Consider the following 13868-nt stretch of genomic DNA (forward strand, 5'->3'; position numbering starts at 1 on the left):
GTAAATGACTATGCAACGCTATTCGGGCTTCGGCCTCTTCAAGCACTCGCTCAGCCATCATGAAAACTGGCAGCGCATGTGGCGCACGCCGACCCCGAAAAAGGTCTACGACGTGGTCATCGTCGGCGGCGGCGGGCACGGCCTGGCCACGGCCTACTATCTGGCCAAGGAGCACGGCATCACCAACGTGGCCGTGGTCGAGAAGGGCTGGCTGGGCGGCGGCAACACCGCGCGCAACACCACCATCGTGCGTTCCAACTACCTGTGGGACGAGTCGGCGTTCCTGTACGAACACGCGATGAAGCTGTGGGAAGGCCTGTCTCAGGACATCAACTACAACGTGATGTTCTCGCAGCGCGGTGTCTACAACCTGTGCCACACCCTGCAGGACATGCGTGACTCCGAGCGTCGGGTCAGCGCCAACCGCCTCAATGGCGTCGATGGCGAACTGCTCAACGGCAAGCAGGTGGCTGAAGAGATTCCGTACCTGGACTGCAGCAAGAACACCCGTTACCCGATCATCGGCGCCACCGTGCAGCGTCGCGGTGGCGTGGCCCGTCACGATGCCGTGGCCTGGGGCTTCGCCCGTGCGGCCGACGCCTTGGGCGTGGACCTGATCCAGCAGACCGAGGTGATCGGTTTTCGCAAGGAAAACGGCGTCTGTATCGGCGTCGAGACCAACAAGGGCTTTATCGGCGCCAAGCGCGTCGGTGTCGTGACAGCCGGTAACTCCGGGCACATGGCCAAGCTGGCGGGCTTCCGTCTGCCGGTTGAATCCCACCCGCTGCAAGCGCTGGTGTCGGAACCGATCAAACCCATCATCGACAGCGTGATCATGTCCAACGCCGTGCACGGTTACATCAGCCAGTCCGACAAGGGCGACCTGGTGATCGGTGCCGGTATCGACGGCTGGGTCGGCTACGGCCAGCGCGGTTCGTACCCGGTGATCGAGCACACCATCCAGGCCATCGTCGAGATGTTCCCGGTGCTCTCGCGGGTGCGCATGAACCGCCAATGGGGCGGCATCGTCGACACCACGCCGGACGCCTGCCCGATCATCTCCAAGACGCCGGTGCCGAACATGTTCTTCAACTGCGGTTGGGGTACCGGCGGTTTCAAGGCCACTCCGGGTTCGGGCAATGTGTTTGCCGCGAGCCTGGCCAAGGGTGAAATGCACCCGCTGGCCAAACCCTTTTCCATCGAGCGCTTCCACAACGGCGCACTGATCGACGAACACGGCGCTGCCGCGGTCGCCCACTAACAGGAGAATCATCCATGTTGCACATCTTCTGTCCTCATTGCGGCGAACTGCGCTCCGAAGAAGAATTCCACGGCTCGGGCCAGGCGCACATTCCGCGTCCGCTGGACCCCGGTGCTTGCACCGATGCCGAGTGGGGCGAGTACATGTTCTTCCGTGACAACCCGCGTGGCCTTCACCACGAGCTGTGGATTCACGCCGCCGGTTGCCGTCAGTACTTCAACGCCACCCGCGACACCGTGACCTACGAGATTCTCGAAACCTATCCGATCGGCACCAGGCCGCAAGTGACTGGCGCAGGAGAGAAAGCATGAGCCAGGTCAATCGCCTGTCCAACGGCGGTCGTATCGATCGCAGCAAGGTCCTGACGTTCACCTTCAACGGCCAGAGCTACAAGGGCTATGAAGGCGACACCCTGGCTGCCGCGTTGCTGGCCAACGGCGTCGACATCATCGGCCGCAGCTTCAAGTACTCGCGGCCACGCGGCATCGTCGCCGCCGGCGCCGAAGAGCCCAATGCGGTGCTGCAGATCGGCGCCACCGAAGCCACCCAGATCCCCAACGTGCGGGCCACTCAGCAGGCGCTGTATCAGGGCCTGGTGGCCACCAGCACCAACGGTTGGCCGAACGTCAACACCGACGTGATGGGCATCCTCGGCAAGGTCGGCGGCAAGCTGATGCCGCCAGGCTTCTACTACAAGACGTTCATGTACCCGCAGTCGTTCTGGATGACGTACGAGAAGTACATCCGCAAAGCCGCGGGCCTGGGCCGTTCGCCGACTGAAGTCGATCCGGACACCTACGACAACTACAACCAGCACTGCGACGTGCTGGTGGTGGGCTCCGGCCCCGCCGGTCTGGCCGCCGCACTGGCCGCTGCGCGCAGCGGTGCACGGGTGATTCTGGCCGACGAGCAGGAAGAGTTCGGCGGCAGCCTGCTGGACACCCGCGAGAGCCTTGACGGCCAGCCGGCGACCGAGTGGGTCGCCAGCGTGATCGCCGAACTGCGCAGCCTGCCCGACGTGGTGCTGCTGCCCCGGGCGACCGTCAACGGTTACCACGACCATAACTTCCTGACCATCCACGAGCGCCTTACCGATCACCTCGGTGACCGCGCGCCGATCGGCCAGGTGCGTCAGCGCCTGCACCGTGTGCGCGCCAAGCGCGTGGTGTTGGCCACCGGCGCCCACGAGCGTCCGCAGGTGTATGGCAACAACGATGTGCCGGGCAACATGCTCGCGGGTGCGGTGTCCACCTACGTCCACCGTTACAGCGTGGCGCCGGGCAAGAAACTGGTGCTCGGCACCAACAACGATTTCGCCTACCGCGTGGTGCTGGACTGGCTCGACGCCGGCCTGCAAGTGGTGGCCGTGGCCGATGCACGCAGCAACCCGCGTGGCGCACTGGTGGAAGAAGCCCGCGCCAAGGGCGTGCGTATTCTCACCTCCAGCGCCGTGATCGAAGCCCGTGGCAGCAAGCACGTGACCGGCGCGCGCATCGCCGCCATCGACGTCGCGCGCTTGCAGGTCACCAGCCCTGGCGAGTGGCTCGATTGCGACCTGATCACCAGCTCCGGCGGCTACAGCCCGGTGGTGCATCTGGCTTCGCACTTGGGCGGCAAGCCGGTGTGGCGTGAAGATATCCTTGGTTTCGTGCCGGGTGATGCACCGCAAAAACGTGTGTGCGTGGGTGGCATCAACGGTGTGTTCGCCTTGGGCGACGCGCTGGCCGATGGCTTTGAAGGGGGCGCCCGCGCTGCCGCCGAAGCGGGCTTCAAGATCGTCGAAGGCACTGTGCCGCAGACCCTTTCGCGCCCTGAAGAAGCCACCGTGGCGCTGTATCAAGTGCCCCACGACAAGCCGACCGCTCGGGCACCCAAGCAGTTCGTCGACTTGCAGAACGACGTCACCGCCGCCGCCATCGAACTGGCGACCCGCGAGGGCTTCGAGTCGGTCGAGCACGTCAAGCGTTACACTGCGCTGGGCTTCGGCACCGATCAGGGCAAGCTGGGCAACATCAACGGCCTGGCCATCGCCGCCCGCAGCCGCGGCATCTCGATCACCGAGATGGGCACCACCATGTTCCGCCCCAACTACACCCCGGTGACCTTCGGCGCCATCGTCGGCCGTCATGCCGGTCACCTGTTCGAACCGGTGCGCTTCACCGCGCTGCACGCCTGGCATGTGGCCAATGGCGCCGAGTTCGAAGACGTCGGCCAGTGGAAACGCCCGTGGTACTTCCCCAAGCGCGGCGAAGACCTGCACGCGGCGGTCGCCCGCGAGTGCAAGGCCGTGCGTGACAGCGTCGGCCTGCTGGACGCTTCGACCCTAGGCAAGATCGACATTCAGGGCCCGGACGCGCGGGAATTCCTCAACCGCATCTATACCAACGCCTGGACCAAACTGGACGTGGGCAAGGCCCGTTACGGCCTGATGTGCAAAGAAGACGGCATGGTGTTCGACGACGGCGTGACCGCCTGCCTGGCCGACAACCACTTTCTGATGACCACCACCACCGGCGGCGCTGCACGCGTGCTGCAGTGGCTGGAAATCTATCAGCAGACCGAATGGCCAGACCTGAAGGTGTACTTCACCTCGGTCACCGACCACTGGGCGACCCTGACCCTGTCGGGCCCCAACAGCCGCAAGCTGCTGAGTGAAGTGACCGACATCGACCTGGACAAGGACGCCTTCCCGTTCATGACCTGGAAGGAAGGCCTGGTGGGCGGTGTACCGGCGCGGGTGTTCCGGATTTCGTTTACCGGCGAATTGTCTTACGAGGTCAACATCCAGGCCGACTACGCCATGGGTGTGCTGGAAAAAATCGTCGCGGCGGGCAAGCAGTACAACCTCACCCCGTACGGCACCGAGACCATGCACGTGCTGCGTGCCGAGAAGGGCTTCATCATCGTCGGCCAGGACACCGACGGCTCGATGACCCCGGACGACTTGAACATGGGCTGGTGTGTAGGCCGTACCAAGCCGTTCTCGTGGATCGGCTGGCGCGGCATGAATCGCGAAGACTGCGTGCGCGAGCAGCGTAAACAGCTGGTCGGCCTCAAGCCGGTGGACGGCAACAAGGTGCTGCCTGAGGGCGCGCAGCTGGTGTTCGACACCCAACAGTCGATCCCGATGAGCATGTGCGGCCACGTGACGTCGAGCTACATGAGCTCGAGCCTGGGGCATTCGTTTGCCTTGGCGGTGGTGAAGGGCGGCTTGAAGCGCATGGGCGAGAAGGTGTTCGCACCGCTGGCCGATGGCACGGTGATCGAGGCGGAGATCTGCTCCTCGGTGTTCATCGATCCGAAGGGTGAGCGGCAGAATATCTGACCGATTGTAGGAGCAAGGCTTGCCCGCGAAGGGGCCCTCGAGAACGCCTTCGCGGGCGAGCCTTGCTCCCACAGTGAGTACACCCGAGATCTCCGACGTACAGCATTCAACGACAGGTGTCCTTATGACCACAGTCAACGTTTACCAACAACGCCCCGCCGAGGGCGTGAAAGTCGAGACACCGCTGCACCATGCCGACCTCGCCAGCCTGGTCGGCAAGGGCCGCAGCAACGCCGGCGTGACGCTGCGCGAGAAAAAACTGCTGGGCCACCTGACCCTGCGCGGCGACGGCCACGATCCCGCCTTTGCCGGCGGTGTTCACAAGGCCCTGGGCCTGGAGCTGCCGTCGGCGCTCAAGGTGGTTTACAACGGCGAAACTTCGCTGCAGTGGCTGGGCCCGGATGAGTGGCTGCTGATCGTGCCGAGCGGTGAAGAACTGGCGGCCGAGCAAAAGCTGCGTGAAGCCCTGGCCGGCCTGCATATCGCAGTGGTCAACGTCAGTGGCGGCCAGACGCTGCTCGAACTGACCGGCGCCAACGTGCGCGAGGTGTTGATGAAGTCCACCAGCTACGACGTGCACCCCAACAACTTCCCGGTGGGCAAGGCGATTGGCACGGTGTTCGCCAAATCGCAGCTAGTGATTCGTCGCGCTGATGAAACGACTTGGGAACTGCTGATCCGCCGCAGCTTCGCCGATTACTGGTGGTTGTGGCTGCAGGATGCTTCGGCCGAGTTCGGGCTGGAAATCAAGGCCTGACCTGGCGGCCCCTTCGCGGGCAAGCCCTGCTCCCACAATGGATTGTCGTACACCTGGGAGCAAGCCCTGCTCCCACAATGGATCGTCGTACACCTGTGGGAGCAAGGCTTGCCCGCGAAGGGGCCGTAAGACCTCCACATAACTGTAGCGAGGGAGCTTGCCCCGATCGGCGGTGTATCAGGCAAATTTTCCGGGGGCAAGCCCCCTCGCTACCATAAAGAGCAAGGACACCCCATGAGCCGCGCCCCCGATACCTGGATCCTCACCGCCGACTGCCCCAGCCTGCTGGGTACGGTGGACGCCGTCACTCGCTACCTGTTCGAGCAGGGCTGCTACGTCACCGAGCACCATTCGTTCGATGACCGCCTTAGCGCGCGTTTCTTCATCCGCGTCGAGTTCCGCCAGCCTGACGGCTTCGACGAGCAAGCCTTCCGCGCCGGCCTCAGCGAGCGCGGCCAGCAGTTCGGCATGGTCTTCGAGCTGACCCCGCCGCAGTTCCGGCCCAAGGTGGTGATCATGGTCTCCAAGGCCGATCACTGCCTCAACGACCTGCTCTATCGCCAGCGCATCAACCAGCTGTCCATGGACGTGGTCGCGGTGGTCTCCAACCATCCCGACCTCGAACCGCTGGCCGCCTGGCACGGTATCCCTTACCACCATTTCCCCCTCGACCCCCACGACAAGCCCGCGCAAGAGCGCAAAGTGCTTGAGGTGATCGAGCAGACCGGCGCCGAGCTGGTGATTCTCGCCCGTTACATGCAAGTGCTGTCGCCCGAGCTGTGCCGCCGCATGGACGGCTGGGCAATCAACATCCATCACTCGTTGCTGCCCGGTTTCAAAGGCGCCAAGCCCTACCATCAGGCCTACAACAAAGGCGTGAAGCTGGTCGGTGCGACCGCGCATTACATCAACAACGACCTCGACGAAGGCCCGATCATCGCCCAGGGCGTGGAAGTTGTGGACCACAGCGCCTACCCTGAAGACCTGATCGCCAAGGGCCGCGACATCGAATGCCAGACCCTGGCGCGTGCGGTGGGGTTTCATATCGAGCGGCGGGTGTTCCTCAATGCCAATCGGACGGTGGTGTTGTAGCAGTTTTATATGTCGTTCATGCCGGCCCCTTCGCGGGCAAGCCTTGCTCCCACAGATGTATGGCGATCCATTGTGGGAGCCGGGCTTGCCCGCGAAGGCGCCCTCACATTCAACACAGCAGCACGGGATCGGCCACTGCCACTAACAACGCGTACCGCCATTCACAGCAGTAGTTCCAAGCAAGCCAGTAACACTCTTTTCCAACAATAATAGAGGTGAACGCATGTCTGATAATCGTGGTGTGGTGTATCTCGGCAACGGCAAGGTCGAGGTGCAATCTATCCCCTTCCCGAAAATGCAGGACCCGCGCGGCAAGCGCATCGAACACGGGGTCATCCTGCGTGTGGTGTCTACCAATATCTGCGGCTCCGACCAGCACATGGTCCGCGGCCGCACCACCGCCCAGGTCGGCCTGGTGCTCGGTCACGAGATCACCGGCGAGGTGCTGGAAGTCGGCCGAGATGTAGAGCACATCAAGGTCGGCGACCTGGTCTCGGTGCCCTTCAACGTTGCCTGTGGCCGCTGCCGCAGCTGCAAGGAACAACACACCGGCGTGTGCCTGACCGTCAACCCGGCTCGGCCGGGCGGTGCCTATGGCTACGTCGACATGGGCGACTGGGTCGGCGGCCAGGCCGAATTCGTGCTGGTGCCTTATGCCGATTTCAACCTGCTCAAACTGCCGGACCGCGACAAGGCCATGGAGAAGATCCGCGACCTGACCTGCCTCTCCGACATCCTCCCCACCGGCTACCACGGCGCAGTCACGGCCGGCGTAGGGCCTGGCAGCAGCGTGTACATCGCCGGTGCCGGCCCGGTCGGCCTCGCGGCGGCTGCCTCGGCACGCTTGCTGGGCGCGGCGGTGGTCATCGTCGGCGACGTCAACCCGGCCCGCTTGGCACACGCCAAGTCCCAGGGCTTCGAGATCGCCGACCTGTCCACCGACACCCCGCTGCACGAGCAGATCGCCGCGCTGCTGGGCGAACCAGAAGTGGACTGCGCCGTTGATGCCGTCGGTTTCGAGGCTCGCGGCCATGGCCATGTCGGCGCCAAGGCCGAAGCCCCGGCCACGGTGCTCAACTCATTGATGGGTGTGGTGCGGGTGGCAGGGAAGATCGGCATCCCCGGTTTGTACGTCACCGAAGACCCGGGCGCTGTCGATGCCGCAGCAAAGCTGGGCAGCCTGAGCATTCGCTTTGGATTGGGCTGGGCGAAATCCCACAGCTTCCACACCGGGCAGACCCCGACCATGAAGTACAACCGCCAGCTGATGCAGGCGATCATGTGGGGGCGGCTCAATATTGCCGAGGTGGTCGGGGTGCAGGTGATCTCGCTGGATCAGGCGCCGCAAGGGTATGGCGAGTTCGATGCGGGGGTGCCGAAGAAGTTTGTGATTGATCCGCATAAGCTTTTTAGCGCTGCGTAAAACATGAGTGAGGGGGGTTGCCCCCGATGAGCGCATACATCGGGGGCATATCAGCGAGAGCGACAGGACCTTTAGGTCGGGTCTGTGCGTATTCCGATCAGGATGTCATTTAGCTCTTTCATCTCTTCATCATTGAAACTCGAGCGCCTTTTTAGTGGTCCCGAATTTGTGTCGCGTGAGGCATTTCCCCCAGGGGTAAAACGCTTCTTCGGGTAACTGAACACGCCGCGATGTTCAACGCCAGCCCCGTCTGTGTAGGTTTTTTCATAGAGAACTACTGTTTTCTTGGAGGGCGCGGGCGCCGATTTGCCTAGGTTTGTAGGAGGGGGGTTGACGATATTGCTTGTTGGAGGTGCATATAGATTGTTGGTGCTCTTACTAAGGTTGTTCGCTAGGGTTTTAATTTTCCCTGGTTGGGTTAAATTGTCTAAAGATTTGGTCTTTTTTGCAGATTTTCCACCGAAATTAAACAGCTTTCTAAGTCCTTTGAGAAATTTGATATGCCCGCTTGGATCTATATAATTTAACGGATCCCCCTCGCAATAGACATATGCATTGATCCCGCCAGCCCCAAACGGACTCAAACTGTCCGGGGTATGAAAACGCTGTATTTCAGCGCTGAAATTTCGATAACCGTTGCCGAGGAGATACCCACCCATAACGGGATCGAACACCTCGCCATTGAATCCAGATGCGGCGGTCACTAAGTTCTGACAATAGCCGAACGGGCTGTACGTCATGCTGTGGTGCCCTGCGTGTAGCACCGAGTTACTCTGATCTGTGGCGAGAAGGCTCTGATTTTTTGCTTCAAGTGCCATGGCGAAATCTCGATAGTGTCAAGGCTCCAGTGTCCAACGCTAATTTGAAAAAGGGTACTCGCAGATCTGATAGGTTCAGTCGAGTTTGATGTGGATGGCACTGGTGGCAGCGCCTGCTCCGAGCGGTTTTGTGGTGATGCCCAGGCGCTGGGTAGTCGAGCGGACTCTGCCTGGAACGAGAGGGCCCGGCGACTAATCATGCACCACGACCGGTTATTTGCCGTGAACGAGGCTTGGGTGCGGCTGGCCGAGGCTCGGATGCTTGCACGTCGACTTACGATTTGATCTTGTCTACACCCTCCTATGTTTCTGTTCTAGCGCTCCCGGATTGTTTTAGTGGCGCTGGAGCTTGTCCATGGCAAATTTTCGCCTGTATTGGAACTCGTCGTTGTACTTGGGCTGCGTTGCGGACTAGTGTTCCAGGGGCGGTTTGGTTTCAACGTAGTCACGGGTGCATGGGTACCGTTGCCAGAAGTGGATCGCCACGGGCGGTTTAGGTTCAACGTAGTCACGGGTGTGTGGGTACCGTTGCCAGAAGTGGATAGCCACGGGCGGTTTAGGTTCAACGTAGTCACGGGTGCATGGGTACCGTTGCCATACGTGGATCGCCATGGGAAGTTCTGAGGGTTGTAAATTGCGGGCGAAACATTCTCCTCGCTACCAAGAATCCTTCGCCAAGGCCTATCAGTATCAGCGCGCGCTGTAATGATTCGTACTTTTGGAGCAGGGTCGGGCATCAAGGTTGGGTGAAGCGTTTTGCTTGGTTTTGGTCTTTTGGGGCTCCTGAAGCGTTTCAGCAGGGTAGCGACGCCTGCATGCCCGCTGGGATCTGTCATATTGATAGGGTCGCTTTTGCAATAAGCATACGCATTAAGCCCACCCTCTCCAAAAGGGCTCAGGTCGTCTGGGCTGTCAAAGCGGTTGAGTGCGGATCTATAGGCACGGTATCCATGACCTAACAAGTAGATCTGGAGTGGCCGCTCTAGCCGTTGGCCATTTAAACCAGGCCAGACCCAGTTATCGCTACAGCGTTGATAGCCAAAAGGACTATAGGCGACAAAGTCGTTATATCCCTCACCTATGACTCCAAGCGTCGTTGCACTTTGATCTGAGGTGAAAAGGACAGGGATCCGCTGCTGTGTGGACATGTCTGAATTTCCAAAGTCGGGAGGTTCCAGTTTCAACGGACTTTCGTGCGAGAGGTACTAGCAAATCTGATAGGTAAGGGTGCCTTATGCACCTTCTCCCTTCTATGGAGCTCGCGCCCCTGCCGTATTAGTCCTGACTCCCTCGTTAACGACACTCAAAGTGGTAGGGTTCGGGCCGTGCTCCGGGTAGCGTGGAGGTGGCAGTCCGGTCTGCCCAGCCCGACCAGAAGCGTTGTACCTGCCGCTGCGAGTTTCATACGGGGGAGGTGCGAATTGTTGAGGTCTACTGTCGTATCTAAGAGGCGCTGGTTGCTGCCATGCTGTGGGCGCCGGAGGCGGGATTTTCGAATAAGCCCCTGGGTATCTCTTGTTGAGGGTCTTGATGGCTTGGGACATGTCCAAGCCTTTATATTCGCCGTCTCGAATCACTGTTTCCAGCTCATGTTGCTTCGAAACTCTATTGGCTCGACGACCTCTGGGGTCTCGCGGGACCTGTGAATACTCGCCTGGCATGAGAGACAAAGATGAAGAAGAAGACGAAGACGAAGACGACCATGCGGAGCCGCCGGATGACGTCGAGGCGCGGCCAATGCTAGACCGTGCAGAACGTTGACCCAAGTACTCGGCAAGTCCCGCGCTATGCACGCTGGAAACGCTAAGGTTGCGTCTCGCGACGCCGCGCCAAGGGACCGCAGCTCTCAATCGCTGCCATGCATTTGAGAGGAGCTGCCAGAAGTGCCCAGTCGGATCCACACGGTTGAGTGGGTCTCCGGCGCCATAACAATAAGCGTTATATCCGCCTGCCCCGAATGGGCTGTAGGCGTCCGGACTATGGAAACGTCGTATCAAAGGATTGAAGGCTCGATAGCCATTGCCCAACAGATAGGTGCGCGTAGCCTGTTCGTAATGTTGTCCATTGAATCCTGTCAGCGCAGCATCTGCCTTGGCGCCATAACCGAATGGGTCATAGGTGATGGTCAGTCTGCGGCCCACACCATGGACGCTGAGTACTGAAGAGGCTTGATCAGTTGCGAATAAAACCGAGGGTGAGGACAGAGCGAGCATGTGGTAACTCCTGAGTATCCATCTATTTTCCTCCCGCGCTTACGGTGTTGGGTACTCGCAGATCTGATAGGTCTCGCCACGTGGTCGCCCCGATTATTACCATCCCCACAACAGTCTTTCGCAATCTCGCAAACGACAATTTGTCGCAGCTACGGTCTTTTTTTGCTATCGTTAAAAAACTAACTAACTGGTTAATACCTTGTTGGGCGTCTGCCTGGATCAGCGTTTGCGGCCCTCAAAGCGCGCATTCCGGTACTGGCAACCGTTCTGAGACCCTCGACGGCCCCTCCCCTGCGAAGGGATGACGGCCGTTGCCTGCACTACCCTTAAACATCCCCCACCCACGTTCATGCGTCAGTAGGATCATGCAACATGACTAAGTCTCACCCCACGGCAACCGCCGCACGCTGGCCCCTGTGGCTCGCCGCGCTCGGCATGCTGGTATTTGGCCTCCCGTTCGCGGGTCTCGGTGGCTACCTCGCCTCTTTGGGCGGTAGCTGGTACTTCTTGCTGGCCGGCCTCGGCATGATCGTTTCGGCCGTGCTGTACGCCCGCAAACGCCTGCTGGGCGCCTGGCTGTTCGCGGCCGTCATGGTGTTGTCGGTGATCTGGGCGCTGGTCGATGCCGGCCTGGTGTTCTGGCCGCAGATCTCGCGCCTGTTCGCCCTGGGTGTGCTCAGCCTGGTCGTCGCGCTGACCTACCCGACCCTGCGCAAGGCCAATGGTCTGGCGGGCGGTCGCGGCGGTTATGCACTGGCCGGCCTGCTGGCGATCGCGGTGGTCGCGGGTGGTTATGGCATGTTCATTCCCCACGCCTCGGTGGCGCCGAACGGCGAGCTGCCGGGCCTGACCAAGGTCGACCCTGCACACGCCCAGAAAAACTGGGAGCACTACGGTAACGATGAAGGTGGCAGCCGCTTCGCCGCGCTCGACCAGATCAACCGCAGCAACGTCGCCAAGCTGGTGCCGGCCTGGACCTTCCACACCGGTGACGTGGCAATCAGCAACGGCAACGGTGCAGAAGACCAGATGACCCCGCTGCAAGTGGGCGACAAGGTGTTCATCTGCACCCCGCACAACAACATCATCGCGCTGGATGCCGATACCGGCAAACAGCTGTGGCAGCACAAGACCGACGCGAAATCGGCCGTGTGGCAGCGTTGCCGTGGACTGGCGTACTTCGATGCCAGCGCCGCGATTGCCGCCCCGACGGATGGCAGCACGCCGGATGCACCGGTGGCCGTGCCCGCTGGCGCCAATTGCACCCGTCGCCTGCTGACCAACACCATCGACGCACGCCTGATCGCCGTTGACGCCGACACCGGCGAGCTGTGCCAGGGCTTCGGCAACAAGGGCGAAATCGACCTGAAAGCCGGCCTGGGCAACGTGCCTGATTCCTACTACCAGCTGTCCTCGGCGCCGTTGATGGCCGGTACCACCGTTGTGGTTGGCGGCCGGGTAGCCGACAACGTGCAGACCGACATGCCTGGCGGCGTGATCCGTGGTTTCGACGTGGTCACTGGCGCCATGCGCTGGGCGTTCGACCCGGGCAACCCTGCAGACAAGCAAGCCCCTGCTGATGGCAAGACCTACGTGCGCAGCACCCCGAACAGCTGGGCGCCGATGTCCTACGATCCGCTGATGAATACCGTGTTCCTGCCGATGGGCAGCTCGTCGACCGACATCTATGGTGTCGAGCGGACCGACCTGAACCACAAATACGGCGCCTCGGTCGTCGCACTGAACGCCACCACCGGCGACCAGAAGTGGGTCTATCAGACCGTTCACAACGACCTATGGGATTTCGACCTGCCGATGCAGCCGACCCTCACCGATTTCGCCAAGCCTGACGGCACCAAGGTTCCGGCCGTGGTGATCGGCACCAAGGCCGGTCAGATCTACGTGCTGGATCGCAAGACCGGTCAGCCATTGACCAAGGTTGAAGAAGTCCCGGTCAAGAAATCCGACATCCCCGGCGAACCGTACTCGCCGACCCAGCCGAAATCGGTGGGCATGCCGCAGATCGGCGCGCAGACCCTGACCGAATCGGACATGTGGGGCGCCACGCCGTTCGACCAGATGCTGTGCCGTATCTCGTTCAAGCAAATGCGCTACGACGGCCTGTACACCGCGCCGGGTACCGACGTGTCGCTGAGCTTCCCAGGCTCGTTGGGTGGCATGAACTGGGGCAGCCTGTCGGTTGATCCGGTGCACGGTTTCATCTTCGTCAACGACATGCGTCTGGGCCTGTGGAGCCAGATGGTGCCGCAGCAAAAAGACGCCAAGGCCTCCTCGGGTGGCGAAGCGATCAACACCGGCATGGGCGCTGTACCGCTCAAGGGCACGCCATACGCCGTCAACAAGAACCGCTTCCTGTCGGTAGCCGGCATTCCATGCCAGGCGCCACCGTTCGGTACGCTGAGCGCGATCGACATGAAGACCCAGAAAATCGCCTGGCAAGTACCCGTAGGTACCGTGCAGGACACCGGCCCGATGGGCATCAAGATGGGCCTGCAACTACCGATTGGCATGCCAACCCTGGGTGGCACGCTGTCGACCCAAGGTGGCCTGGTGTTCATCGCCGGTACTCAGGATTACTACCTGCGCGCCTTCAACACCGCCAACGGTGAAGAGGCCTGGAAGGCCCGTCTGCCCGTGGGCAGCCAGGGCGGCCCGATGACTTTCGTTTCGCCCAAGACCGGCAAGCAATACGTGGTCATCACTGCCGGCGGTGCGCGTCAGTCGCCTGATCGTGGCGACTATGTGATCGCTTACGCGCTGCCTGACAGCAAGTAAGTCGTTCGCGGTACTCGAAACCCGCTGTCGCCTGAAAGGGTGGCAGCGGGTTTTTTGTTTCAGGCGATCAGTCAGCGTGATCTTGCGGGCCTCTTCGCGGGCAAGCCCTCCTCCCACAGGTTTGGGAGCAAGGCTTGCCCGCGAAGGGGCCGTCAGCCATTCACATAATTTTCGACACAATTG

Annotated in this window: 10 protein-coding genes and 1 pseudogene; 8 read left to right on the forward strand and 3 right to left on the reverse strand. The window is 61.2% G+C overall.

What is annotated here, in order from left to right; all coding sequences use genetic code 11:
• Positions 1 to 10 precede the first annotated feature (10 nt).
• From LIX93_RS12360 to fdhA, 6 genes are all read left to right on the forward strand, one after another.
• Positions 11 to 1261 carry a sarcosine oxidase subunit beta family protein gene (locus tag LIX93_RS12360; protein WP_226504317.1) on the forward strand — a complete coding sequence of 417 codons (1251 nt, stop codon included), beginning with the start codon at positions 11 to 13 and terminating at the stop codon, positions 1259 to 1261.
• A gap of 14 nt (positions 1262 to 1275) precedes the next feature.
• A complete protein-coding gene (locus LIX93_RS12365) occupies positions 1276 to 1572 on the forward strand; it encodes a sarcosine oxidase subunit delta (RefSeq protein WP_226504318.1) in 297 nt (98 codons plus the stop codon).
• A complete protein-coding gene (locus tag LIX93_RS12370; RefSeq protein ID WP_226504319.1) occupies positions 1569 to 4586 on the forward strand; it encodes a sarcosine oxidase subunit alpha in 3018 nt (1005 codons plus the stop codon). Before LIX93_RS12365 ends, LIX93_RS12370 begins: the two co-directional genes overlap by 4 nt.
• A 124-nt stretch (positions 4587 to 4710) precedes the next feature.
• Complete coding sequence (gene soxG / locus LIX93_RS12375) at positions 4711 to 5343, forward strand: sarcosine oxidase subunit gamma family protein (RefSeq protein WP_226504320.1); 633 nt, start codon at positions 4711 to 4713, stop codon at positions 5341 to 5343.
• Positions 5344 to 5577: 234 nt separating this feature from the next.
• Positions 5578 to 6435, forward strand: coding sequence for a formyltetrahydrofolate deformylase (gene purU / locus LIX93_RS12380; protein ID WP_226504321.1), 858 nt, complete (start codon positions 5578 to 5580; stop codon positions 6433 to 6435).
• Between the two features lie 223 nt (positions 6436 to 6658).
• A complete protein-coding gene (gene fdhA / locus LIX93_RS12385; RefSeq protein ID WP_226504322.1) occupies positions 6659 to 7858 on the forward strand; it encodes a formaldehyde dehydrogenase, glutathione-independent in 1200 nt (399 codons plus the stop codon).
• 71 nt (positions 7859 to 7929) lie between these two features.
• On the opposite strand, the gene LIX93_RS12390 is transcribed toward fdhA, so the two are convergent.
• Positions 7930 to 8676 (reverse strand): RHS repeat-associated core domain-containing protein, encoded by a 747-nt coding sequence (locus LIX93_RS12390; protein ID WP_226504323.1) that lies wholly within the window; start codon positions 8674 to 8676, stop codon positions 7930 to 7932.
• 121 nt (positions 8677 to 8797) lie between these two features.
• On the opposite strand from LIX93_RS12390, the pseudogene LIX93_RS12395 reads away from it, so the two are divergent.
• Positions 8798 to 8961: pseudogene (locus LIX93_RS12395) on the forward strand (IS5/IS1182 family transposase); the annotation flags it as partial.
• A gap of 29 nt (positions 8962 to 8990) precedes the next feature.
• On the opposite strand, the gene LIX93_RS12400 reads toward LIX93_RS12395, so the two are convergent.
• Both LIX93_RS12400 and LIX93_RS12405 read right to left on the reverse strand, forming a co-directional pair.
• The gene (locus LIX93_RS12400; protein WP_226504324.1) at positions 8991 to 9824 is read right to left on the reverse strand and encodes an RHS repeat-associated core domain-containing protein; all 834 of its coding nucleotides are present in this window, start codon (positions 9822 to 9824) and stop codon (positions 8991 to 8993) included.
• Positions 9825 to 9926: 102 nt separating this feature from the next.
• Positions 9927 to 10889, reverse strand: a complete 963-nt coding sequence (locus LIX93_RS12405) for an RHS repeat-associated core domain-containing protein (RefSeq protein ID WP_226504325.1) — start codon at positions 10887 to 10889, stop codon at positions 9927 to 9929.
• 372 nt (positions 10890 to 11261) lie between these two features.
• On the opposite strand from LIX93_RS12405, the gene LIX93_RS12410 reads away from it, so the two are divergent.
• Positions 11262 to 13685, forward strand: coding sequence for a glucose/quinate/shikimate family membrane-bound PQQ-dependent dehydrogenase (locus LIX93_RS12410; RefSeq protein WP_226504326.1), 2424 nt, complete (start codon positions 11262 to 11264; stop codon positions 13683 to 13685).
• Positions 13686 to 13868: the final 183 nt, after the last annotated feature.

Source organism: Pseudomonas sp. MWU16-30317, assembly GCF_020515695.1.
GTDB lineage: Bacteria > Pseudomonadota > Gammaproteobacteria > Pseudomonadales > Pseudomonadaceae > Aquipseudomonas.